This window comes from Pseudoalteromonas sp. McH1-42 (assembly GCF_022347845.1).
GTDB lineage: Bacteria > Pseudomonadota > Gammaproteobacteria > Enterobacterales > Alteromonadaceae > Pseudoalteromonas > Pseudoalteromonas rubra_D.
On sequence record NZ_JAKRFU010000004.1, the window covers coordinates 1 to 24,914 of the forward strand.

The 24,914-nt window shown below is 46.6% G+C and carries 22 protein-coding genes and 1 rRNA gene; 9 read left to right on the forward strand and 14 right to left on the reverse strand.

Annotated elements, in window-relative coordinates; all coding sequences use genetic code 11:
- Nucleotides 1–117: 117 nt before the first annotated feature.
- Nucleotides 118–232, forward strand: a 5S ribosomal RNA gene (rrf, locus tag MHN31_RS04395).
- Nucleotides 233–500: 268 nt separating this feature from the next.
- Here rrf and MHN31_RS04400 read toward each other — a convergent pair.
- The 3 genes from MHN31_RS04400 to MHN31_RS04410 form a co-directional block, all read right to left on the reverse strand.
- Nucleotides 501–1,388 (reverse strand): SAM-dependent methyltransferase, encoded by an 888-nt coding sequence (locus tag MHN31_RS04400; protein ID WP_239443550.1) that lies wholly within the window; start codon nt 1,386–1,388, stop codon nt 501–503.
- Nucleotides 1,388–2,593: a cyclic nucleotide-binding domain-containing protein gene (locus MHN31_RS04405; protein ID WP_138538772.1), complete on the reverse strand. Its 1,206-nt coding sequence runs from the start codon at nt 2,591–2,593 to the stop codon at nt 1,388–1,390. Before MHN31_RS04405 ends, MHN31_RS04400 begins: the two co-directional genes overlap by 1 nt.
- 426 nt (nt 2,594–3,019) lie before the next feature.
- Nucleotides 3,020–4,156: a PQQ-dependent sugar dehydrogenase gene (locus MHN31_RS04410; protein ID WP_239443551.1), complete on the reverse strand. Its 1,137-nt coding sequence runs from the start codon at nt 4,154–4,156 to the stop codon at nt 3,020–3,022.
- 449 nt (nt 4,157–4,605) lie between these two features.
- Here MHN31_RS04410 and MHN31_RS04415 point away from each other — a divergent pair, with 449 nt between their 5' ends.
- Nucleotides 4,606–5,847: a carbohydrate porin gene (locus MHN31_RS04415; RefSeq protein ID WP_239443552.1), complete on the forward strand. Its 1,242-nt coding sequence runs from the start codon at nt 4,606–4,608 to the stop codon at nt 5,845–5,847.
- Nucleotides 5,848–5,905: 58 nt separating this feature from the next.
- Here MHN31_RS04415 and MHN31_RS04420 read toward each other — a convergent pair whose 3' ends face one another.
- The 3 genes from MHN31_RS04420 to MHN31_RS04430 form a co-directional block, all read right to left on the reverse strand.
- On the reverse strand, nt 5,906–6,109 hold the full coding sequence (locus MHN31_RS04420) for a hypothetical protein (RefSeq protein WP_125561554.1): 204 nt from the start codon (nt 6,107–6,109) through the stop codon (nt 5,906–5,908).
- A 340-nt stretch (nt 6,110–6,449) separates the two neighbouring features.
- On the reverse strand, nt 6,450–7,664 hold the full coding sequence (locus tag MHN31_RS04425; protein ID WP_125561552.1) for a Xaa-Pro peptidase family protein: 1,215 nt from the start codon (nt 7,662–7,664) through the stop codon (nt 6,450–6,452).
- Between the two features lie 22 nt (nt 7,665–7,686).
- The gene (locus tag MHN31_RS04430) at nt 7,687–8,952 is read right to left on the reverse strand and encodes an FAD-binding oxidoreductase (protein ID WP_239443553.1); all 1,266 of its coding nucleotides are present in this window, start codon (nt 8,950–8,952) and stop codon (nt 7,687–7,689) included.
- 203 nt (nt 8,953–9,155) lie between these two features.
- Between MHN31_RS04430 and MHN31_RS04435 the strand changes: the two genes are divergently transcribed.
- The 4 genes from MHN31_RS04435 (at nt 9,156) to MHN31_RS04450 (ending at nt 13,479) form a co-directional block, all read left to right on the forward strand.
- Nucleotides 9,156–10,070 carry a dihydrodipicolinate synthase family protein gene (locus MHN31_RS04435; RefSeq protein ID WP_239443554.1) on the forward strand — a complete coding sequence of 305 codons (915 nt, stop codon included), beginning with the start codon at nt 9,156–9,158 and terminating at the stop codon, nt 10,068–10,070.
- Between the two features lie 4 nt (nt 10,071–10,074).
- A complete protein-coding gene (locus MHN31_RS04440; protein ID WP_125561545.1) occupies nt 10,075–11,076 on the forward strand; it encodes a 4-hydroxyproline epimerase in 1,002 nt (333 codons plus the stop codon).
- Nucleotides 11,077–11,130: 54 nt separating this feature from the next.
- Nucleotides 11,131–12,624: an aldehyde dehydrogenase (NADP(+)) gene (locus MHN31_RS04445; RefSeq protein ID WP_239443555.1), complete on the forward strand. Its 1,494-nt coding sequence runs from the start codon at nt 11,131–11,133 to the stop codon at nt 12,622–12,624.
- Nucleotides 12,625–12,810: 186 nt separating this feature from the next.
- Nucleotides 12,811–13,479 carry a GntR family transcriptional regulator gene (locus tag MHN31_RS04450; RefSeq protein WP_125561541.1) on the forward strand — a complete coding sequence of 223 codons (669 nt, stop codon included), beginning with the start codon at nt 12,811–12,813 and terminating at the stop codon, nt 13,477–13,479.
- 154 nt (nt 13,480–13,633) lie between these two features.
- Here MHN31_RS04450 and MHN31_RS04455 read toward each other — a convergent pair whose 3' ends face one another.
- The 3 genes from MHN31_RS04455 to MHN31_RS04465 form a co-directional block, all read right to left on the reverse strand.
- The gene (locus tag MHN31_RS04455) at nt 13,634–15,202 is read right to left on the reverse strand and encodes a sulfotransferase (protein ID WP_239443556.1); all 1,569 of its coding nucleotides are present in this window, start codon (nt 15,200–15,202) and stop codon (nt 13,634–13,636) included.
- A 68-nt stretch (nt 15,203–15,270) separates the two neighbouring features.
- On the reverse strand, nt 15,271–17,682 hold the full coding sequence (locus MHN31_RS04460) for a TonB-dependent receptor (RefSeq protein ID WP_239443557.1): 2,412 nt from the start codon (nt 17,680–17,682) through the stop codon (nt 15,271–15,273).
- 576 nt (nt 17,683–18,258) lie between these two features.
- Nucleotides 18,259–18,597 (reverse strand): hypothetical protein, encoded by a 339-nt coding sequence (locus tag MHN31_RS04465; protein ID WP_125561535.1) that lies wholly within the window; start codon nt 18,595–18,597, stop codon nt 18,259–18,261.
- 275 nt (nt 18,598–18,872) lie between these two features.
- Here MHN31_RS04465 and MHN31_RS04470 point away from each other — a divergent pair, with 275 nt between their 5' ends.
- Nucleotides 18,873–19,412 (forward strand): hypothetical protein, encoded by a 540-nt coding sequence (locus tag MHN31_RS04470; protein WP_239443558.1) that lies wholly within the window; start codon nt 18,873–18,875, stop codon nt 19,410–19,412.
- Between the two features lie 113 nt (nt 19,413–19,525).
- On the forward strand, nt 19,526–19,822 hold the full coding sequence (locus MHN31_RS04475; RefSeq protein ID WP_239443559.1) for a hypothetical protein: 297 nt from the start codon (nt 19,526–19,528) through the stop codon (nt 19,820–19,822).
- Here the strand turns inward: MHN31_RS04475 and MHN31_RS04480 are convergent.
- From MHN31_RS04480 to MHN31_RS04500, 5 genes are all read right to left on the reverse strand, one after another.
- Nucleotides 19,819–21,306, reverse strand: a complete 1,488-nt coding sequence (locus MHN31_RS04480; protein WP_239443560.1) for an SIR2 family protein — start codon at nt 21,304–21,306, stop codon at nt 19,819–19,821. The two genes, MHN31_RS04475 and MHN31_RS04480, sit on opposite strands and share 4 nt — an antisense overlap.
- Nucleotides 21,307–21,450: 144 nt before the next feature.
- Nucleotides 21,451–21,975 (reverse strand): macro domain-containing protein, encoded by a 525-nt coding sequence (locus tag MHN31_RS04485; RefSeq protein ID WP_239443561.1) that lies wholly within the window; start codon nt 21,973–21,975, stop codon nt 21,451–21,453.
- Between the two features lie 9 nt (nt 21,976–21,984).
- A complete protein-coding gene (locus tag MHN31_RS04490; protein WP_239443562.1) occupies nt 21,985–22,515 on the reverse strand; it encodes a hypothetical protein in 531 nt (176 codons plus the stop codon).
- Between the two features lie 114 nt (nt 22,516–22,629).
- Nucleotides 22,630–22,851, reverse strand: coding sequence for a hypothetical protein (locus tag MHN31_RS04495; RefSeq protein WP_239443563.1), 222 nt, complete (start codon nt 22,849–22,851; stop codon nt 22,630–22,632).
- 341 nt (nt 22,852–23,192) lie between these two features.
- Nucleotides 23,193–23,753, reverse strand: a complete 561-nt coding sequence (locus MHN31_RS04500) for a hypothetical protein (RefSeq protein WP_239443564.1) — start codon at nt 23,751–23,753, stop codon at nt 23,193–23,195.
- Nucleotides 23,754–24,092: 339 nt separating this feature from the next.
- Here MHN31_RS04500 and MHN31_RS04505 point away from each other — a divergent pair, with 339 nt between their 5' ends.
- Nucleotides 24,093–24,857, forward strand: coding sequence for a class II glutamine amidotransferase (locus MHN31_RS04505; RefSeq protein ID WP_010385515.1), 765 nt, complete (start codon nt 24,093–24,095; stop codon nt 24,855–24,857).
- Nucleotides 24,858–24,914 lie beyond the last annotated feature (57 nt).

A 24,914-nucleotide genomic window follows, 5' to 3' on the forward strand; every position in this document is an offset into this window, starting at 1 on the left:
ATACAACGCCAAAGTGGTTTTGTTTGTTAGAAGTTAAGAAATAAAGTAGACGAAAGAATTTAATACGCTTTTCCAGATTTTAGTGAGATGTTGATAAACATCTTGCACACAGAATTTCCTGGTGAACATAGCATTTTGGGACCACCTGACCCCATGCCGAACTCAGTAGTGAAACGAAATAGCGCCGATGATAGTGTGGGGTTTCCCATGTGAAAGTAGGACATCGCCAGGGCATAATTAAAGAAACCCGTTGCAGTAATGCAGCGGGTTTTTTGCTATGTGCGATTTAAAAAAGTTGTAGACAGAGCGGTGTTGTCTATTCATCCATGAAGCTGGGTTGGATGGTGCATGCAGTACTTAGCAACCTTTGGGGACACTTCCCTGTGGAGGGCTCCCGGCTCGGCGTCCATGCCTCGCGTTCATTGCGCTGCGAAGCGGTGCTTCGGTCGCAATTCACCCTGACAATCATATCGAGGTTCATCATGCTAGAAAGCGTGTGCTCACTGGAAGGTGCAATGGACAAAGTATTCACCCTGATGTATTTTTTGTTTTAGTCCGCCAGTGAGTTGCTGTGCAACTAACTCCGGGCTACCAGCAACCGAGTGGAGCGTACATCCATGTGACTGTAAATAGGTTGGCATTTGGCTGCTGTCTATATCCCACACGATTGGCTCTCCCAGCTTTTCCAAATGGCGATACAGTAATTTAGGTATCGTGTTTTTAAGGCTCTCCTGGGGTTCCAGGGTGGAAAAAATAAATTGAGTGTCCTTGCCAGATAATATTCGGATCGAATCAAAAAGTAGATTGACATCCTGTTCGCTTAAATACATTAAAACCCCCTCGCAGATAAACAGCGTTAAGCGTTCTCGGTTAAATGCGCTAAATTCAGCGAGTGCGGTATTTAACTTTTGTTGAGCAAAATCCACAGCTAAAAAATGGATATTCTGGCTCTGAGCAATTCCCTTTTTAAATGCTTTGACCTTGAGAGCTTGAGTGGAAGGGTGATCAATTTCAATAAAGTTAACTTCAGGGTAGGCTTTCTGAAGACGCCAACATAGCGAGTCAAACCCTGCGCCTAACACCACAACTTGAGTGACGCCATTTGAGATAGCATTCAGCGTTAGTTGCTCAATATGCCGCTTGCGCAGAACATAGTGCAGAGAAATACCCGGTAGCAACAGGCGCTCCTTTAATTTTGACAGTTTGCAAAACCACCAACTATCGAGTTGTTTGAGTCTGTGGCGGCCATGCTGGCTGCCTTGCAGTATCTGGCGTGATACGGAAATCACGTTCTCGTCGACTAAGTTTCCGTGTGGAGAGTTTTTAGCGGCAAATAAAAGGCCCTGAGCGACGGTAAAAGCGGTAGAGCTGGCTTCATTGTCTTTCATTATCTGGCCTCACTATAAAAAACAATGCTGTTTTCTGTTAAGCCGATACAGCCTGCCTGAGCCTGGCGTTCCAAAAATGCCTGGCTTTCATCACGCTTAATCCCCGAGATGACGGAAAACGCATGCCCACCCATTCTGACAACACGTTGATGCGGCTTTCGCAGCATAGGTTGTGCGGTTTTTGCCAGTTGCTCCAGAAAAAACGCTAATCTTTCTTCGTGCGAGGCATGTGCATAAATGAGCGCTCTGCGGCCGACATCTCGAAGTTTTTGCTCCATCACTTGGAGAACCACTTTCATATAGCTCTGATCTTGATTCACCTGGTGCCAGAAGTCTTGTTTCTTTAGTACCAACAGATCTGTGTTTACGATGGCTGTAGCGTTGACTGTGCGTGCCTGTTCATCGAACAAACACGATTCACCAAATAGCTCTCCGGCCGTTAAGGTGGCAAGGTCAAAGCTCTGTTGTTCGGTTGTTGTATCCATAGCGATGCTGATGGCGCCACTGCTAATAAGGTAAGCTTCATTCGCATTTTCATCAGCAGCATTAAAAATAGGTGTGCCAGCGCTGACCAGTAAGTACTCATAGCACTGTGAGAATAATTCCGTTAGTTTTGAGTGTGTTCTTGCACCACCAAATGCCCATTGGGTGATCTGTTCCATGGTGCAGTGCATAGGCACCATAGAAACCGAAATATGCTCATGACGAATTTGCGCCCCCAGGGCTTTCAGGCCCATGCGTTTGTAAAGTGCCAGCGTTTCTATATTCGCCGTCGTGATTATATCTGTGACGCCTTTTACTTCGCCGATATCACAGCTCAGCTTGAACAGAGCTCGAAATAAATCGCGACGATTTCTCCATCTGGCATCAATCGCAAACATACCAGAATTAGCCAGTAAGGGGTGGGGTAAGCCTTGTGACTGAGCTTGTTCAATCAGTTGCATCCGGTATTGGTTAAAGTCGTACATTTGATCTGCTGGCAGCCGCAGCGCGCCATCGATAACCACACGTATTGTGCCAACCGGTATCTCACCATCATAGGCAATAATATTATAACTATCAGGCATACCATCAAACATATCCATGATGATTTGTTGTGGATTAGCCTGCATGTAGGCGTATTCCTCCACGTAGACCCGATACCTGAGCTGGTATACATGATTAAGCTCAACCGGTGTAGTAGCGACTTTGACTTTGATAGACATCGAACGAGACTTTATATTATTTATTGCAAAACCGTATTGTAACCTTTATTTATTAAAATTATAAAACGATTAATGAAATAGTCGTGGTAAGGTGAAAGTTTAGTGACCTGATCGCAATGACTGCCGGGTATATTACTCTTGTAGACACAGTTGCGAAGTATGCTTTTTAATTGCGCACTTTCGAAGTCAGCAAGACCTGACAAATTGGAGTTGAAAATTTTACTGAAGGATTTAGTTGAAAAGTGAGGGTTATAATGTTTATTGGAAGCAATGGGTCATTCCCCCAACAAAGCAAGTTAGCAAAGGTATTCTGAATTAACCACATTGCTTTGATATACTAAATTGTCATCTAATATTTAATCGGTTTCTTGAGCTGACATTGCGAGTTCTTCCCGGCTCCGGTGGCCGGGAAGATGGTATTACTGACTATTTGGTTTTGGGTACCACTTTAAAGATCCCGCTGCCATCTATACCCAGGTAGAGATCACCGTTCGGATGCGTGGCAATACTACGAACGCGTCCGGCACCTTCAAAGAGTTTACTGTGACCAATCACCTTATTGCCATCGAGCTCAACTAATACCAGGTGAGCAAACTTCATTGCACCCACAACCAGGTGACCTTGCCAGTGAGGGTATTTATCACTGGTAATGAACTCCATTCCCGAGGGGGCGATTGAAGGTACCCAAACCCAGTCGGGTTGCTGCATACCGGTGCGAGAGGTCTCATCGGTGATCTTGGTACCATTATAGTTGATCCCATAGGTGATGACGGGCCAACCGTAATTGCGTCCTGGCTTGATAATGTTTATTTCATCACCGCCGCGGGGGCCATGTTCATGTGTCCAAATCTCGCCGGTTTCAGGGTGCATAGCCATGCCCTGTGGGTTTCTGTGGCCAAATGAGTAAACACTTTTCCGTGCATCTTTTTGTTTTGCAAATGGGTTTGATTCCGGGATGGTGCCATCAGCATTAATCCGGTGTATTTTGCCTGCATCATGATCCAAACGTTGGGGATGCACGTCCCGATTACCCCGGTCGCCGATTGAGAAATACAGGTAGCCGTCTTTATCGAATTCAATACGAGAACCAAAATGGAACGCACGTTCGGTATTTGGGGAGCCATCAAATATTAATTGCTTGTCGACCAGTTTCATGTCTTTCAGTCGGGCACGCATGATAGAAGTGTTACTGCCTTTTTCTTTGCCTTCAAAGCCCGAATAAGAAAAGTAGATCCAGCCATTTTTATCGTAGTTTGGATCGATCTCGATATCCAGCAGGCCGCCCTGACGCTCAGCATGTACCTCAGGGACGCCTTCAATGGGCTTGTCGATTAGTTTTCCTTCTTTGATCAGGCGGAGCTGACCTGATCTGTCGGTAACCAGCAGTTCTTTGTCATTTAGCCAGACCATCCCCCAGGGGATCTGAATGCCTCTGGCTACCAACTCCAGCTGATAGTTGTCCGCGCTCTTTGCCAGCTCAATGGTTTGCGGCTCCACAGCCTGAACGCTTTGAGCAGAGATAAATAATAAGCTTAACGCAATCTTGTTTAGTGTTTTCTTCATGCTTGTTCAACTTAAGTCCACAGAAAGATACTCACAGATTAGCGTGTTTTGGTAAAAAATGTCGGCAGGTGCGGTAAGTGACAGGTGTCCGTTTGAGCTAGGAGTATGGAGGAATTTTGCTCACTTAAATCAATTAAGTAGAAATGTTCGCTAGAGCTGTCCATGGCCCCACCATTCCTAACTTTTCTTTAACTTTACCTGTAAAAGTTAGAATTTGTACTTATATAACTTTATGATTATTATGTTTATTTGTTTTTCCTCTGTGTCTTTGTTTGCGTTTGTATAAAAACAGCCTGACTGCATTTTCACTACAACTTTTACAAACGGAAACGCGAATTCCGAAGTCTTTAACATGCCTTACATTCTTACGAATTTCTTTAATTTGAACGTGTCAGCGTTGTCATATAGGCTTGCGCGAATTTTTTAGATTTCCCCTGGAATGTGTATCTATGTCATTTAGTCGTCGACATACTGCTTTGCTTTCGAGCGCCTTACTGATTGGCTCTTCACCTGTTTTCGCCAACACCACTGAACTGGATAGACTCAAACATGAGCTGACTCACCTGGAACAAAAAGTGGCTCAGCTTGAGGCACAATCTGACAGTGCCATTACACGCACAGAAGCACCTGAAAAAGGTGTTCAGGTCGGCGGAGCAATTCGTTTTAACTATGGTATGAATTCTTATGATCAGGACAGTGAACGCCGCGGCGGTGACATAGATTTTGATTTGGTTCGTATTAATTTATCCGGAGAAGTCGCAGAAGTTGGGATTAATGCTGAGGTGCGTTTCCATGACTATATGCGCGTCGTTAAGTTCGCTTACCTGGACTATGACATCACGCCACAGTGGCAGGCTCAGTTGGGCTTAGCGCCGGTCCCGTTTGGCAATACACCGGTTGCGTCACACAGTTATTTTATGACGCCAAATTACTTTGTGGGTCTGGAAGAGGACTATGACTTAGGTCTGGTGTTTAAGCGCGCTATGCAGGACAACTGGCAGCTTGATCTGGCGTTTTTCAAGAATGATGACCATGGGGGGATTGACGGGTCGGCAGAAGATCGTCAAGACCGCTATTCAGTAGATCTCGTTGGCCTGCGCGGAGCGGGTGAAGGGGTCTATGATGCGCCTGGTCAAAAACTGGCTGAGTACAATACACTGGTAGGTCGCTATGCATATCAGTTTGAGCATGCGCTTGGGCAAACCCAGATTGGCGTGTCTGCGCTGCATGGTGGTCTGGATAATGGTATTTCCCGTGCTGGCGACTATCAGGCCTGGGCAGTGCATGCGTCCAATCGGTATGAGCAATGGTATTTCCACATTCAACATACTGAATATGATTATCAGGTTGATGAGTCAACGCAAATGGTTGTGGCGGCAAATGCCATGTATGACACCATAGCGGCAAAAGCTTCCTCAACCACTTTGGGCGTGTCTTACGATTTGTCGGTGGCATTGGGGCCCATCGAAGATCTGACTCTGTATAATGATTTTGGTTTGATGCACGATAAGTCCGATGGCAGTGCTAACACCTGGATGAATATTACCGGCGTGTCCGTCGCTGCAGGTCCTATTTTTGCCTATATCGATTTGGTGCACGCTCAAAATCAGCCTTTTGTTGGTGGCACGCTTGTGGGCGACAGTGACGACTTTGAGCGCCGTTTTAACGTCAACCTAGGCTATTATTTTTAATCCGGACACCATGAAACCTCTGAGCATTTTGCTCAGAGGTTTGGCCGAGTAGGCTGAATTAAAGCTTGCAGTGATCCTGCGAGCAAAGTAGTTTTGAACATTCCTGCGAGCAGTTCACCAGCGACGTAACCACACATAATACGCCTGCAGAAATAGACGCAGCTTGCTGACCGCCAGCAACCTGAGGTGTGGCGTTTTTTGCCAATCCAGCGTGCTTGTCTGATAAACGTTTTAATTGGGTCTTTTTAACCTTTAATTTCATAATTATTCCTTGTTGATATGGGTATTTCATAGTCGTGGGCAGTGTCTTTTTGTGGGTTGATTGTATGCGCCGCCCACAGTATTTAAGCGCATTGAATTTAATTGGTCAAACGTTTTTACTAAATAAAAATTTATGTAATAAATACAGATGTATAGTGTTTTTTGAGTCTGTATTTTTGATTGGGTTTGGTCTGTTTTTAAAGTGATTGGGAAGAAGGTTTCCCATGTGTTTAATTGCTCAAAGGCGAAAGATGTGGATATGTGGTTAGTAGAGTGATGTCTGTTGCGTGAAATAGGTTGGATTATCATGGCGCCGCCTTTTGCACGGCGCCTGAAGTTAACTAGTTATCTAACCCAAACGGATCATCAATAGACAGCGCTGGTTGGGTAAACCACTTTGGCCCGTTTGATGTCATATAAAAATGATCCTCCAGTCGGATGCCAAACTCACCCGGTAGGACCAGCATGGGTTCATTAGAAAAGCACATACCGGCTGCCAGTGGCTGCGGATTGTCTTTTACCAGGTAAGGCCACTCATGAATATCCAGTCCAATCCCGTGTCCGGTGCGGTGTGGGCAGCCAGGTAGTTGATAATCTGGCCCCAGTCCTTGTTCGGCCAGATAGCTGCGGGCTGCAAAATCGACATCGCCACACGGAGTACCAATTTGCGCAGCTTCGAATGCGGCGAGCTGGGCATTTTTTTCGTGTTGCCACATGGTGCGTTGATGCGCTGTTGGCTCACCGAATACATAGGTTCGGGTAATATCACTCAGATAACCATGTAGCTTACAACCGGTATCTATCAAAACGACATCACCTTGTTTCAGTGTTTGCGGATCTTTCACACCGTGAGGGAAGGAGGTGGCTGTGCCAAACAGCACAATACAAAAATAGTTGCCTGTGGCGCCTACTTTACGGTGCGCTTCGTCAATGAAGGCTTCTACTTCTGTTGTGGTGATCCCTTCGTGAAGTATGGAGGCTGCCGCTTTGTGCACAGCCAGTGTCATGTCCATGGCCCGCTGGATCAGGGCAAGTTCACTAGCAGATTTATGCATACGACAATGTGCTGTGACACATTTGGCATTGATCAGATTAAGTGCAGGCCCAGCCTGGCGTATACCATCGGCAATAAAAAAGGCCGCGCTTTCATCAATACCAAGTGTGGCATCAGGTGCTACGTTCAGGTCGTTCAGCACCTTGACGAGCAAACTGTAAGGCGACTGTTCTTCCTGCCAGGTATGCATGGGACCTTCAATGACCTGATAGTCTTTGATTGAGCCAACTTCGAAAAAGGGCACAATGAACTGGACGTCGCCTTGTGCTGGTAAAACAGCCCCGACCATACGCTCGCTTGGGTACCACTGCAAGCCAGTAAAGTACTTCAGGTTAGTACCCGCATTAAGATAGATTGCGGCAATCTTATGCTCGCGCATGTAGGCTTGTGCTGTTGAAATACGTTGCTGGTATTCTTCTGGTTCAATTGCAGCTACGTCCCGGGTCATGTCTGTCAGTGCAGCCAGTGCCGCTTCACGATTTTGGTAACCTATGCCTTTCATAGTGATTCCTGTTTGTTATTCGTTATTGAAAACGCGCAATACTGTACGGGCCAATATCCAGCGTTGTGGGTTGGTTTGCAATGCATTGTGCGATGAGCTCACTGGTGATTGCGGCCTGAGTAAGACCCAGGTGCTGGTGTCCCAGTGCAAAATAGATGTTTGGATGATCCGGCGCCTGTCCTATAACAGGTAAGGAATCAGGGAGTGAAGGTCTGGGACCCATCCAATGTTCGCCTTGCTCTAAAGTGTCGCTGCCTTCAAGCAAAGCCCGGGCATGTGTCAGTAACATATCCGCGCGCTCATAGTTGGGTTGGGTGTCCAGCCCGGCAAACTCCACCGTGCCTGCGAGGCGCAGACCTCCTTGCATGGGTGTCATAATAAATTGTCTGTCCGCCGAGGCAACCGGGCGGCTGAGATTGCTGGTGACGGGTAGCATATTGTGATAGCCCCGCTCTGCTTCGATAGGAAGCTTGTAGCCCAACTGTGCACACAGTGTTTTACTCCATGCCCCGGTTGCCACTACAAGCCGTTCAAAGGTATGGCAGCCATGTGATTGCGTGGTTACTTTTATCTTTGCAAGCTGAGCCTGTTTTGTATCCGTATTAAGTGGCGCTATCTTTTCAACTTTGGCTTTAACAAAGGTGCCACCAAGCGCGGTAAACTGTTGGAACAGGGCCTGGCTCAGCTGGTAAGGGTCCGGTGTGTGGCCAGCTTGAGTAAAATAGAGTGCGTACTGAATACGCTGATCCAGGCCGGGTTCAAGGGCAAAAAGTTGTGTGCGATCCAAAAGCTCAACGGCAACGCCTTGTTGTTGGTATTTCTTCTGCAAAGCGCGGATCTGCTCAATCTTATCATGTTCAAAGGTCAGCAAGCTGCCACGCATGCTGATGTTGTTTTCGAAATCCTCTTGCAAGAGTTGCTTAAATGCGGGCAGGGCGGCTTCGTTCAGAGCGCGCAGTGCCCGAGTATGGCGTTTAAACCGGCTCGGTAACATATTGAGGCAAAAGCGGCTAAACCAGGGAAATGCTTTAATCAGGTATTTATGATCTATTCGTAACGGACTGAGCCTATCCAGCAGCATTATGGGTAAGCGGGGCAGCAGGGCTTTGTCTGCCAGCGGAAATACTTGCTCTGTTGCGAAATGGCCGGCATTACCTCGCGAACACTGCTCGCCAATACCTGCCGGGTCGTAAAGCGTGACGCTGTGTCCCTGACGGGCCAGTTGCAAGGCGTTACACAGGCCAACGACTCCGGCTCCCACAACTGCAATTTGAAGTGAATGTGTCATTTTTATTCTCGTTTGTCAGATTGCATTTTACCTACCAGATGCCCCCGCGAAGCATATAAAAAAATTAACCCTATAAATTTCATTGGTTTACTAATTTTATTGCCCCGATTTTTGACATTCTGATCATTTTCTTAAATTTGGATATTGATTATTGTATACAATATACCTATGATGGCAAGCACAAACTAAGTAGAGGACTTATCATGAAAGTAGATTGGCAGGGTGTTTATCCCGCAGTAACGACCCAGTTTAATGACGACGAAAGCATTAACTTTGAAACCACCAAAACCATGATCAACACCCTGATTGAAGAGGGTGTGCATGGCATCATCGTGCTGGGAACAGTCGGTGAAAACTGTTCACTACGTGCTGAAGAAAAGCGTGAAGTATTGCGTGCAGCAAAAGAAGTGGTTGGCGGGCGAGTCCCTGTGATTTCTGGTGTGGCCGAAACCACAACCGCACTGGCCGTTGAGTTTGTGCGTGATGCAGAGGAAATCGGGGTCGATGGTTATATGGTGCTGCCTGGTATGGTCTACCGTTCGACAGAGCGTGAGGCTATTCATCACTATCAGCAGGTTGCTCGCAACACAAACCTGCCTGTCATGATTTATAACAACCCGGTGACCTATGGCGTGGATGTATCTATCGAAGGCATGAAAGTGCTGGCAGAGGAAGCCAACATTGTTTCAGTGAAAGAAGCGACTGAAGACACGCGCCGGATCAGTGAATTATTTTCTGCCTTTGGCGACCGTTACGTGGTGTTCGGTGGTGTGGATGACATTGCGCTTGAAAGCTTGATGCTGGGTGCGACAGGCTGGATCTCAGGTCTGACAAATGTATTCCCGCGTGAGTCTGTCGCGATTTATAAGCTGGCCCAGCAAGGTCGTTACGAAGAAGCCCGAGAGCTGTGGCGCTGGTTCTTGCCTTTGTTGCGCCTGGATACGATCCCAACTCTGGTACAGTGCATCAAGTATGCAGAACAGTTGGCTGGTCGCGGCAGCGAAGTAACACGTTCACCGCGTTTGCCACTGACAGAGGAAGAGAAAACTTATGTGCGCCGTTTGTACGATGAAGCGCTCACAAACCGGATTGATTTAAGCAAGTTTAATCTGGATTAAGCCTATGAATAAGGGAACATTTTTCTGCATTGACGGGCACACCTGTGGCAACCCGGTACGACTGGTAACCAGTGGACATCCGCAGCTTGAGGGCGCGACTATGAGCGACAAGCGTCAGCACTTTCTGGCTGAGTTTGACTGGGTGCGCCGTGCGCTGATGTTTGAGCCGCGTGGCCACGACATGATGTCCGGGTCATTCTTGTATCCACCTACCACTGAAGATGGTGATGTGGCTATTTTGTTCATTGAAACATCTGGCTGTTTACCCATGTGTGGTCACGGCACCATAGGCACAGTGACCTTTGCGCTACAACAAGGCCTGGTGACACCAAAAGAGCCGGGGCGGCTGCGGCTCGATACGCCTGCGGGTCGCGTGGATGCTTATTATTCAATGCGCGATGGCCGGGTGGAATGGGTCAAGCTATTTAATGTTCCCGCATTTCTGGCACATCGGAATGAGGTGATCTCAGTCCCCGGTATTGGGGAGCTGCAGGTCGATATTGCCTATGGGGGAAACTTTTACATTATTGTTGAGCCTCAGAGGAATTTTAAAGGCACACATGCTACGAGCGCAGCTGAGTTATTGGCAATGAGTCCTAAAGTACGTGATGCCGTCAATGCACAGCTTGCTTGCGTACACCCTTTAGACCCGACTGTATGTGGCGCGTCTCACGTACTTTGGACCGGCGACCCCAAACAGGCCGACTCCAGCGCCGCCAATGCGGTGTTCTATGGTGACAAAGCAATAGACCGCTCACCCTGTGGAACGGGTACCAGCGCACGGATGGCGCAGTTGTTTGCGAAAGGCGCATTGCAAAGTGGCGAGGATTTTGTCCATGAAAGCTACATCGGCAGCCAATTTATTGGCCGGATTGAAGGCACGACAGAAATAGCTGGTCACAGTGCCATATTACCCAGCATACAAGGTTGGGCCCGTATTACGGGCCATAACTGTATCACTGTAGATGACGACGACCCGTACGCGTTTGGGTTTCAGGTGCTTTAACAAAGTGAGGCAGTCAACTTGCCTCATCATCTTATTTGTCTTAAGGAGACAGCCATGACTTTGACAGGACAGAGTTTTATTGCCGGGCAATGGCGCGGTAACGCAGACAATGGGCAATTTTTTGCGTTTTGCCCGCAAACCAATGAGAGACATCATCAGCCCTTTTTCAATGCAGAGGCCGGCGACCTGGATGCCGGTATTTTGGCCGCGCAACGTGCATTTAAGACTTACCGACGTGTGTCTTATTCGCAGCGTGCGGCTTTTTTGCGCAAAATTGGAGAAGAAATCCTGGCGCTGGGTGATGGCCTGATCGAAACCACCATGCTGGAAACCGGACTGCCAAGAGCGCGTCTTGAAGGTGAGCGAATGCGCACGGTAAATCAGTTGAATGCTTTCGCAGCTGCACTGGAAGCGGATCTTGCGCCATTGGCACTGACACGTCAGGATGCTCCTGATCCGGATCGTGCGCCTTTGCCTAAGCCTGCAACCGAACTACGTTACTTGCCCGTTGGTGTGGTGGCTGTATTTGGCGCATCTAATTTCCCTTATGCTTTTTCTACCTTAGGGGGAGACACCGCAGCAGCGCTGGCTTCAGGCTGCCCTGTTATTGTGAAAAGCCACACTGCACATCCAGGTACCAGTGAGTTGATGACACGGGCGATCGAACAGGCGATCCGTCACTGCCAAATGCCTGATGGAGTGTTTTCGATGATCCAGGGCACGGATTATGCCTTATCTCACCAGCTGGTGGGTGCAGCAGATGTGAAAGCAGTGGGTTTCACGGGGTCTTTGAATGTAGCGAAAGCGCTGCTGGACACCATTCATCAGCGCGAAGAAGTGATCCCGTTATACGGTGAACTGGGCAGTGTAAACCCGCAGGTGATCCTGCCTGACTATGCACAGGAGCAGGGGAGTGAGCTTGCAAAATCTCTGGTGCAGTCGCTGTTGATGGGTAATGGTCAGTTCTGTACCAGCCCGGGTTTATGGCTAATACCACAAGGGCAGGTTGAGTTTGAATCCGTCGCGATGAACGCAATCCAGGCTGCACCATCAGATACTTTGTTGACGCCCCGTATTCTGGACAGCTTCAACAAAGCCATGGTTGAGCTGAAACACAATGCCCATGTTGATTTACTGGCAAGTGGTGAGCAGAGCCAGGCGTTCCATGCCAACGCGCATTTATTTGCTTGTGAGGCAGAGGATTTCATTCACGATGCCAGTTTGCATGAAGAAGTTTTTGGCCCTAGTGCCCTGATTGTGCGCTACCGTGATGAAGCGCAATTACTGCGTGTGGTGGAACAGTTAGAAGGTCAGCTGACAGCCAGTGTGCACGCTACCAAAGCGGAAATGGCAGTTCAGGAAACACTGCTGGACGAGTTGAGCTATAAAGTGGGTCGCCTCATTTTCGGCCAGATGCCAACCGGTGTGGAAGTGTGTGGCTCGATGAATCATGGCGGACCTTATCCGTCATCAACGGATGTGCGTTCGACGTCGGTCGGGACACAGGCCATGACGCGATTCTTACGCCCACTATGTGTACAGAGTTAAGCAAACTCAGAAGATAGAACTTCTGTAACCCCGTGGAGTGCGGTTGCACAGGCTTGTTCCTTGGCATGTGCAACCGCCTATTTGATCATGATATGATTTCATAGACTGTGAACCTGTTCCCTCACAACGTGCAATTTATGGCAATGCACGTATAATGTATCCCAATGATAATAATTAACTAACCCTATGGCGATTGTACATAAAACCCGAACTCAACTGGTTGCGGAAGCGATCCGAGAAAAAATCCTGTGTGGTGAAATCAAAGCCGGTGAACCATTGCGTCAGGCTGCCCTTGCTGAGGAATTGAACGTTAGCCGTATCCCGGTCAGAGAAGCGCTATTGCAACTGGAAGCCGAAGGCCTGGTAAATTTTGAAGCGCACAAAGGGGCCACTGTCACTCGGTTGAGTGCTGAACAAATTGATGAGATCTTTGATTTGCGCGCCATACTGGAAGCAGAGCTACTGAGCCACTCTATTGATAATCTCACCAAACGCGACCTGCTGGAAGCTGAAGCCATTTTGGCCGATCTGGAAGAAGCAACAGATGCAGGTGATACCCAGCTGGCAACCGGTAAACTAAACGCCGAATTCCACAACAAATTGTACAGCCGTGCTGAGCGCCCCCAGACCCGAGAACTGGTCGACGTTTACAGTAAAAACTCAGAGCGTTACGTTCGTATGCATATCTTGCTTGCCGGCGGTTTGAAAACGGCGCCAGAAGAGCACCGCACTTTACTTAAGCTGTGTCACGAAAAAGACAAAGCCGGGGCCTGCGAATTTCTCAAAAAGCACATCATAGGCGCAAAAGACGACATTAAAGCCTTGCTCCTGCGCCTTGAGCAGGAAGCACAATAAGCCTCAACATATTAATGCGTTATAACTAACGCGTTATTTCGCTGTGCACACCGGACGCGTCTTTTTCCTCCGGCGCGCAGCGTTTGTTGCCAGTCTCATGGCGGGCTTTCAGTCAGCCTGGCCTCTAGTACTTGCTTTGGCAATGCCAGGCCATTTATGACAATACACCATGCTGACGCAAATACTGCTGTGCAGCATCTGTGTGTGGCGCAAAGCGTTTCCAGCGCCCGATAGCGCGGCGGTTAAGCGGTTCACGCACCTGTACTTTACTCGCTGTTGACACAGGCGCATCGTTAAGATGAAAATGCATACAGCTGTCCTGCCAGGGCAAATCACAATAATCCAGTAGTTTAGCGATTTCCTGCTCAGGATTATCAACCAGGGATTCGTACTGCATCATATAAAACTGCTCACCATGAAGCTGCTTCCAGTGCTGCATCAGCTCATAAAATCGGCTGTAGAAGCGTGCTGTATCCATCAGATCTAACGAATACGCGTAATACGGGTTGTTGATAGTAAACAACTGGCGGAAGTTACCAATGCAGGTATCCATCGGGTCACGCATCAGGCAGATGATTTTGGCATTGGGTAACGCCCGGCGGATCAGATCAACATAGAAAAAGTTAAATGGCAGCTTATCGACAAAGTGTGCATGGCTGCCGGTAACCACCCGGGTTGCATTCAGATAGGTCAGTCCGAGTTGGTGTGGGTCGCACTGATAAGCTTGCTCGAGTGTGAGTGGGTCGAGTACGGTCTGGCTGGTGGTCTGAGCCAGGCGTTTTACGCTGATCCCAAAATCCTGTAGTTCCCCGGCTGACATCACATCGCTGTGACTGGATAAGATCCTCTCTACCAGGGTGGTGCCAGAGCGCGGCATCCCGAGTACAAAGATGGGTTCGTGGCTGCTGTGACCAGCCTTTGGGTCGACGGTGCTGGTGGTGCTGAGTGCCTGAATACGCTCGAATAAGGCCTCGTTGTTTGCATGATCAAAGGGACGTGCACGGTGTAATGCCGTTTTACCCTGTTTAAGTGAATAGAATGCTGAATCAAACTCACCCAGATCCTGATATTCTTTTGCCAAAGCATGGCCAAGATGGAGCTGAGATTCGGGTGTGTTTGCCCGCGCAAAGGCGCTTTGTAAGCGTGTCAGGTGGTTGTTGTCTGTGCTGGCTTTTTTCAGGTCAGACAAAGCAAAGTGCGCTCTGTGGTGATCTTTATCTAATGCCAGCGCTTGTTCAAAGGCTTGCTCTGCGTCATCAAATAAGCCGACAAACTTCGCACTGACCCCAAAGTTATAATAATATTGCGCGTTGCTCTGAGTGAGCTTGAGTGCTTGGCGGAAAAATGCCAGGGCGTCATCGTGCAGGCCAACATGGCTCAGTGCCACCCCAAACGTGTCAGCATCAAGAGCTCGAGTCAACGCAGCAGGACTTGTCTGCTCTGCGGTTTGTCTGGCTAGTGTCAGCTCGCCCTGCAAGGCATAACATTTAGTCAGCTGAGCACGATACTCATCGCTGCTATGCAGTCCCAGCGCCTTTTCGAGCAATTTGATTGCTTTTTTTAACTGCCCAACCTGAAGGTTGATCACACCGAGCAGAAAGTAGCCGTCGGCATAGTCTGGCGATGCATTAAGCAGTTTGACCAGGTATTGATGGGCGGTTTCGAGCTGGCCCTGATTGAGTGCGCTAATGGCGCTTCTGTGTAATTGCTGGATAGACGTCATTGTGGGTTGTCACTTGTTATATAAAGGCCCATCACAATGGATGGGCCTCAGCGGGAGAGTTCAATTTACTAAAGTTCGAACTGATAGTCGAACTTAATGCCGACTGTCAGTGGTTTGTTCAGGTAGTGGCCATAGTTACGCTGGATCTCAGCGCCGTTGGCGGTCGTAATATCCCGTACATCGCGACGCACCGAGGTAAAGGCGTATTTATTGAACAGGTTGTTGACGTACAAAGTGGCGGACCACATATCGCCGGTTAGCTTGGCAGACAGGTTGCTGATCCCATAACCCGAGAGGGTTTCACCACTGTCACGCAGACCCACTTTGGAGATGATATCGCTCTGTGCCGTCAGGCCATAGTTGATATCCAGGGTTTTATCGCCCAGGACTTCAGTTTCGTAATTTATACCCAATGAGAACTGATGTTCCGGAGAGCCGGGCAGTCTGTCTCCATCTTGACCGCCATCGGTGCCATCGGCATTAAATAAGTAAGGTGCATCCGAGGTTAACTCTGCCTTAGTGTAGGCATAGGTTGCATACGTGCTGATAGAGTCACTGAGGATAGCACGTGTGGAGATCTCAACCCCTTTGGCGTTGGCTGTTCCGGCATTAGAGGTATACGGAAGCTGGCCAACCACAGTGGCACCGGCAATTTGTGCATCATCCCAGTCAACATTGAAAATGGCCGCGTTGAAATGCAGACGGTTCTTTAACCAAGTGCTCTTCAGACCCAATTCATAGTTGGTGGTGGTGTCTGCGGTGTACAGCATTTCGTCGGGCATACCACAACCGATCTGTTTGTCAGGCAGGGGATCCGGGCACGGCGCCAGACCGTTAGAACCACCAATACGGAAACCTTCACTGGCCGTGATATACGCCATGACTGAATCTGTAAACTGGTAATTGGCGTTGAACTTAAACAGGTTACCATCGTCTTCAGCATTGTTTTGCTTAAAGTCCAGAGTTATGTCGCTTGGACCTGCGCCGCTGTATAGCGTATTGGCCAGCGGGAAGTCAACGGCGGACTCTGCCTTCACTTCATACTCATAAAATCGTGCACCCAGGGTAATGGTTAGCTTGTCATTGACCTGATAACCCACTTCCCCGAACAGGGCCTGCTCTGTGATTTCACTGCGGTCGACCGAGAAATACTCGAGGTTGTCCGGGCGGGTTTGCTCGCCACCAAAATTAGCTACGGCAAATTCCCCAAAGCCTGGGGTGAACTCTTTACTGCTGGCATCACTTTCGAATTTGTTGTAGAAGCCACCCACAATCCAGTTCCAGGCTGAGTCGCCCTGCGACACCAGCCGGATCTCCTGCGTGAAGGTGTCTTCTTCTTCCACTTCGCGGGTAAACGCCGAGAAGGACGGGAATTCTTCATAGCCATAATCGAGGCGGATCAGCAGATCGGTCTGGTCGCGCTGTCCATCGGCTTCAAAGCTGGACCAGCCCGATGCAGAAACCAGTTCTGCAAATCCCAGATCGGCTTTTAATTCCAGGCTCAGCAGATCATCTTCTTTGTCTCTGGGCTCTTCATAGCGATAGGCCGATTCATATTTGCCGATGCGATCATTGAGTCCGTTTGCCGGGTTGAGTGCCTGATAATGTACTATCGAGCGGCCCTCACTTTCTTGTTTCTGGTAAAAATAGTTCAGCGTGCCATCGAACCAGTCATTTGGCTTCCAGCGCACAGAAATACGGCCGGTGGTGGTGGTTTCGCCATTGGCATCGGCTACGCGTTTGAGGTTGTTATCAACGTCACTTTGACTGCTCCAGTTGGGATCTGCCAAAGAAGCTCCGCCTTCGCGGACCACATAGTTGTAATCAATAAATCCGGGATCTTCATACTGGTTCAGGCTGGCACGCAGCGCCAGTTCATCTTCGATGATGGGGGTGTTGAAAATAAAGCCGCCTTCACCTCCAACTGAATCACTCTCTGAGTTTTGAAATAAGTCGCCATACAGTTGCACTGTGGTGATGTCTAACTCTGGCGCTTTAAGCATATAGCGAATAGCGCCGCCTAGGGTACCCGCGCCGTACAAGGTACCTTGTGGACCGATTAATACCTCTACGCGTTCTACGTCAGTCAGGCGCATATCCAGTGAAACGGGGATCTCATTCACATAGGTTGCAACGGTGCCGCCATCCTGATCCGGACCTGATGAGTTGGTGTTTAGGCCGCGAACGATGATCGGTGAGCCAGAGCGACCACCCTGATCGGTCACAGTCAGACCTGGCACCCAACGCGCCACATCGGCCAGTTCACCAATGTTTTGATCTTTCATTATATCCGCATCAAGAGCGGTGATGTTTAAAGGGGCTTCCTGAACTGAGCCACTGCGGCGAGTGGCAGTGATCTGGATAACTTCCAGAGACTTCTCTTCGGCACCTGCTTCATCGGCCTGTGCTGTTGCACTGAGCATAATTGAGCCTGGCAAAGCCGTAGCTATGGCCAGAGATATGAGTTTTGGTTTTAGCATTATTTTACATCCCGGATGTGTTCTGGTTGTTGTTTTTATGCAAACTAAGAAAGCATAAAGTGAATCTCGTAACAAGATTATCAAAAAAGGTACGGAGATAATTATTTATTATATTTGCAAAAATATTCACTATCAATGGGTTTTTCGTCAGAATTGTGCATGAAATTGCAGTAAAAAAATTTTTTGCGTTATTCTGGTTTCTTTGGGTTTTTTAGTTGGTTTTCGGGGTTTGGTATGCACCATTTTGAATTGAATATGCATTTTTAGTTATTGTTGAATCACCTTGTTGCCTTGGAAAGGTGAAAGTTTATGCGTTAAATAGCCGGGGTTAACCAATTCTAGAGGTGCTGAACTGTCGGTTATGCTGCTGTTTTTCGGACTGATGGCGAATTTTGTTTGGATTGTGCGAAGTGAATAAGTATGCGATGTTGAAAGAGGGAGATGATTTGAAGGGTATTTGCACAGTGAATAGAAGTGCAGAATTACTCATTCCGTGACGGTTTTTTCTGCCGAAGGCCGTGCGCCTTATTTGAGACACACGGTTCCGCTTAATTGCGATTTATGAATGAGGGCGGGTTACCTTTTAACGTCGACCGCGTAAAGTTTGCAGTAGTGTCGGCCTGGAGACCCGTTCCATTTACTGGCACTGTCATCCAGCCCGACGATGCTTACGGCTTTTTCGCTATAGAATGACGCCAGTAATGTAGAGAGGGCGGCATCATGACCTTTTGATCCCGTTTCAATCCAATACCCGTAACAGGTATTACCCCGATTGCTCAGTTCGACAATGGTGTTTCCGTTGCCAAAATCAGGATAGGTAACCATTCTGTCGATATGACCCGACATGGTTTCACGCGCAGCAAGGCTCTGAGTTGATGCCAAAGCCAAAAGTGTAAAGATAAGTGTTTTTCTCATATAGTTAGCTCCTTTATTGAGATGTTCCTATTATAAGGCTTAATCAAAAAGGTAACACTCTGTTTTTGTGTGAAATACAAAAGATGTTGTACGCTGACTTTTACCTGTATACACCCGAAGAGGCGCAGCAATGGGGAATTTTTGGATACTGATGGGTGTAAAAGGGGGGACAGGGTGAATTCGACCCTTTTACTAATGAATATTGCGGTCAACACTTTGCCGGCACTATATTTGGCGGCATACTGAGTCTGGTTGTTTCTAATAGTGAGCCCGTTATGCGACTCTTATCTTTGTGTTTTTTCAGTGCTTGTTCTTTTGCTTCTTATAGTGCCGAGCTCTATCCCGGCGCACCAGCGGCGGCCAGTGACTATGCTTTTTTGATTGGTCACTGGCAATGCCAGTATGAGCAGCTGGGCCCGCAAGGGAAAGTGCTATTCTCAGCCCCATGCCGCTGGCAAGCCGACTACGCCTTTGATAATAAAATGGTGGTGGACGACTTCAGCCTGCTCGATGCGCAAGGCAAAGTAACTTACGCAGGCAGAACACTCAGAACCTATTCATTGCAGGACAAGCGCTGGCATCAGGTATTTCTGCCCGTACAAATGAACGCAACCCTCAACCCGTTTACCGCACATCGGGATAAAGACGGCGTGCACCTCAAGGTTGAACAGCGCCTGCCTGGCGGCGAGCTACAACCCGCACGCTTTCGCTTCAGCCAGATCAGCGACAAGGGCTTTGTCTGGGAAAGCAGCAAGCAACTTGACGGCAGCGACAACTGGTATGTTGATATGCGGATTAGGGCTACGCGGGTATGAGGAGTGAGTTACAGTTTATGGGGGAGTTACAGAGGGGATCATGCTGGGCAGTCAGAAGAATTTTGACATCAAAGCCCACCAGAACATGACGTTGGAATCGCTACAAACCCTGCATGCCAAAAGCAACGCATTTGGCGAAAGTGCAGGAGGTAACCGTGTGGCTCGGGGATGAGTCGGTCAACATGGCACAGGTGCTGCTGGATCTGATTGAACTGATTCAGTCACTGAGCAGTGATTTAGTATCCCATGGTCATAAAGATCGGGGGTGGGACCGCCTCTCACCAAAAGCGCTTGTGATGGGCATAAGGACACTGCCGAATCACTGGCCAACACCGTGCGGCCAGTTGTCTCTAGCTAGCGCTTACAGCTTAGGCGTGAGCTTGCGAACGTCCTATGCCTGTTATTGTTAGATACTTCTTTCAATCTCTTTGATAATTTTAGGAATCTCATCATAGTTTTCGTACCAGATAATATTTACACCAAGCTCTCGCATGACTTCTTCATTTAAACTATGATGTCTCTCAAGAAATTTTCTGGTTGTATTAGCTGACGTCTTTACAACGGTTTTCCCCTCTTCCTTAGAAAATTCTTCAAAGCTGATTCTCTTGAGAAATGCAAAATGTTTCGGCTTGTCTAGTGACTTCGCAGAAATTTCAAGCAGCCTTCTTAGATTCGGATCAGTAAGAGAAAGCCCAACCATCAAGCAAGCTGTTTCTTTCAAACTATTTAGCTGAATTAAATTAGACCAATGATAAGCTTCACCATATATCTGGTGGTAGCCCTCTTCTGAAAATACCAATGTTGATTGTTCAATATTTGGATAATTAGAACGATCTTCTGGTAAAAACCCGTGTACATGGTAAACCGGTAGCTCCTCAGGTCCAGCCAAGTCAATTTCTTCAAAAATACTCTTGAATGACAACCCTCGATCTTGCAATTCCCTCTCAAGAAGGTCATCAAAGTTATATGTAAGAACAGACCTAACCCTAGCTCCCGTGCGACTTGGTGTGCATAAGCTTGCTATCGACTTAATTAAAGGTGAATTTAAGGAAAATCTCTTGTCTCTTAGTTGATATAACTGACTAGTTACAGATTCAATAAATTTACTTTGCTCTTCAGATGAACCCGAAGATAACCCTTTTCTTAAGTAGCGGGCCAACATTAGGGAAGAAGGCCCGTCTATTTCACGCAATCTTCTAACGATGCTTGATATTTGGTCATTTTCAGTTTTTTTTGTGTTTAAACCATCGTCAGTAAGCATGGAAACAAATAGAGAATTTAATAATGTATCCCAATCAGGAAGACCTGCGCTACTTGATACTCCCGCGCCGAGCATCATCGAGAATCGGCCGCTTTTGTAGTGATAAGAGATTTCTTTGATTACTTCTTTTCTTTGCTCTTTCCAGTCCTCGGATGAACGAGAAATTGCTTGTTTAAAGCGAATTGAGAAGAGGGTGTTTACCAGTTTGCTGGCTTCATCAGAATGCTTGTCTATCAAGCTCTGTATTTCATTCTTACCCCAAAAAATTATCTGTTCATTAAGCCCAATGCCGAGCTCTTCGAAAAATGAATAGTTTTTGATGTCTCGCATTGAGATAATTAAAAGGGATTCATCTTCAGAATTACTGAGCTTTTTATACCAACTAACAATAGAGTCGATTTTTTTGGGAGATATTGAGTGGACTATTTCTATGGCTAGAGGCTTATTAATTTCCGAGAGGCCATTAGGAGCATAGGCGTCAAATCTAGATCTAGAGTTACGCTCTCCTGTTATCAGTTTTCTTCCAGAGCTATTTGCCTCGAGTCTCAGCAACTCCAGTAAGAAGGACTCAATCAGGTAGTAACCACCTGTTCCATAGTCTAGTAGCTTTTCTTCTAACAGATTAAAATTCAATTTCTTTGATTCCTATTCTTGGTATTTAACGCTGCATTAAGGTGTGAGCAATGCTGTCACTGAAACTGACCATTCCACCGTAAACACGAAACTCAACGGTGGCACCCAAAATACTAAGCGTTGGGAGTCACTCTAAAATGCTTGTTATATGCCTTTTCTCAACAAGTTCAATTTGTCTAAGTACATTTTATATAGGTCTTGCTCTACTAGATAAAAGTAGATTTGAAGACCTGTTTCTAGAGATGGTTCTAGCGCATTAATCGCTATTTCTGTAGCTTCTTCATATGGGTAGCCATATTTACCACATGAAATGGCAGGAAAAGCGATCGATTTACATTTAAGCTCTAGTGCTATCTTAATACAATTAGTGTATGCGCTTCGTAAGAGTGCTTCTGGGTTACTGCATTCTCGATAGATGGGACCAACAGTGTGGATTATAAACTTGCAATCAAGGTGACCAGACCGAGTTACTTTCGCTTCACCTACAGGGCAACGAACACCATCAAATTGCTCTATCTCTAAGCACTCTTTCAGTACACTTGGTCCTGCCGCTCTATGAATAGCCCCGTCTACACCGCTACCTCCGGCGAGAGAAGACTTAGCAGCATTCACAATAACATCTGCTTTAGCTGATGTTATATCACCTAAAACTACTTTAAATTCATCCATTCCTTTCTACTAATCCACACCAAAGTCTTTTGACAACGCTTTCATTAATTTATCATTTGCTTGATCAAGTTTCGACTCTACAAAGTTTCCGTCAAAATACTCATTAAACTCATCTCTCCAAGAGGCCAACTCTTTAAACTTTATAGCTTCTGCAACGATTCCTGCATTTGCCTTGTGTCCTCGATTAGTAACAAAACATGTATCCATAAACTCTTTGTAAGCAAGCTGCATTTCTTTTGACCAGAAAGGCCTTGTTGAGTGCATCTTTTGATCAACTTCTCTTTTTTTATTAATAACCTCTTCTGGTTTTAGTGTTTTCCACTTACCTACACGTTTGATGTAGCAATAAATATCATTTAATGGTTCATGTATCTCAGCATAAATTTCTGCTCTCTTTTGTACTATAGCCTGATTAGCTTGTAAGCGACTTTTCAATTTCTCTAATGACCGGTTAAACCAAAGGCCTGACAATAAAATCACTATTATTGGAGAGAGCACTGAGAGTACAGGAGCTATCTCATCCCAACTTGTTAAATCCATAAATATTTTACTTACTTAATTTCTAACATGGAGTACTCTGACATATAACAACTCAAGCCGCGGCGCGCGTTAGCGCGTCCAGCGACGTTGCTGCCTTGACTTGTTAAATGTCTTTTAGGATAAATCGAAAATGACATTACCACGCCCAGCAGCAGCGATTTTTACTAGTTGATCGGTCATTTTGCTGTCAGCATTTTTAATTATTACCTTGGCGCCAGAATTGACAGATGCGGCAGCAATTTTTATTAGTTGGTCAGCCATCTTTCCTTCTGCATCAACTATAACTCCTCCTCCTGAAGCTACGATGTTAACAATTTGGTTTGTCATTTTGCTCATATTCATTCCTTCAAAATGGCCGGATATCTCCGGGGGATTGTGGCATTTAACAGTTTTTTAGTAAGACCTTCCAAGGTCGGGAGTGACCGATGTATGGGTAAACCACTAAATTACTAAAAAATTTACGCAAATAATACATTAATAAAAATAATATTACACCTCAATAGCTAGATGACTCACATTTCCTGTGGGTAAAATTATTATTTGTACTGCATTCATCGACCATTAAAAACGCCGCATTACGCGGCGTTTTTGGTACAGATAATCCGTATTGACTTTTCAAATCTGTTTTCAATAAGTGTTTTTCTGATTGTCAACGTCCCCTCCTAAGAGGGCGTTTCTCAGTCTTCTGTTGGCATACATTTTATGTTCGCTACATAAAGGAGGATAGGTGTTATTATAAAAAACGGTATAATAATAGCTGCACTGAGTGCCCAGACGTGTGTGGGATAAAGATAAGCTAAAAGGCTTGACGTAGTTGCGGTTAAGCCTAATATACTTAGAATATTAGCTATCGTACTCACTTTCTCTAGCTGCGTTCTAGCTTTTTCAGCTGACTGCTCATGCTTTGCAATAATTTCACTGATCTCCTTTCTGGACTGATAGCTAGATTCACCTTTAAGGTTGTTTTCTTCCTTATCTGTTAAGTCTTTTAGTTTGTAGTACCTTTTTATAAGGTCTTTAGCTTTTTTCCACACTTGTACTTTTTCGTCAATTATAAAGTAAACCAGTAGCGCCCCTCCATGAATGTACATAGCAACTACAGAAGAAATAAATGACAATTCTAAAATTGGTTTACTATGAGTCGAAAGTTTCATACCTACGATTGAGGTAATGATTGTTAATGCAATAAATAAAGCAGATGCGTGAAATGCTTTTAAGGTGTTGATTGGAAAAAACACTTTTGATTGTCTTTTCGAGAACTTGTAACAAAGGTACTTTATCAGAGCTAAACAGGTTCTTGTAGTTTGGGGCAAGCGGTGGGGCTTTCATGTCCCTGTATATACCCCCGAAAATTCCTCAGGATAGACATATTGGGATATGTGAGATCACTCATTATTCTTTTGGGGGTTCGGCTCCCTCTGAGGTAAGTGCTAATTACGCATTCGTACTACCTGTGGTAAAATTTCGGAATGATTATTCCATAATCAAAATCCAATGTGTGACCAAAACTGTGACCTATTGAGGTTGGGATGGATTTTGAGTTTTCAAATTTTTGAAATTTAAAGGCTTTTTATTCTATGTGTGAACTTTTGGGCATGTCTGCCAATGTACCCACGGATATTTGTTTTAGTTTTTCCGGGTTGCTGGAGCGTGGAGGGAATACCGGGCCGCATAAAGATGGCTGGGGGATCACTTTTTATGAGGGTAAAGGGTGTAGGACGTTTAAGGACCCTGAGCCAAGCTGTCAGTCGGAAATTGCCAAACTGGTGAAAGCCTATCCGATCAAAAGTGTGTCGGTGATTAGCCACATTCGCCAGGGCAACCGGGGCAGAACGTGTCTGGAGAATACCCATCCTTTTACCCGTGAACTTTGGGGCAGGGAAATTACCTATGCACACAATGGTCAGCTGTCTAACTATAAAGATCTGACCACTGAGTTTTATAAGCCAGTAGGAAATACCGACAGTGAACTGGCGTTTTGCTGGATTTTGGACAAGATCCGTGAAAAATACCCGAAAAGACCCAAAAATATGGCCTCGGTGTTTCGTTATGCGGCTAAGCTGGCAAAAACCCTGATGGACAAAGGGGTGTTTAACATGCTGCTGACCGACGGCGTGTTTGTGTTGGCGTATTGTTCTAATAATCTGCACTGGATCACGCGTCGTGCGCCGTTTGGAAAAGCGACGTTAATCGATGCGGATATGGTGGTGGACTTTCAAAAAGAAACGACCCCGGATGACGTGGTGACTGTGATTGCAACCCGACCGCTGACGAATGATGAGCAGTGGAATAAGATGGAACCCGGCGAGTCTGTGCTGTTTAAGCTGGGTGAGAAAATCTAGCGCTGATGCTGGGAAGCAAGTTCACGAAATGAATGACATAAAAAAGCCCTGATGATC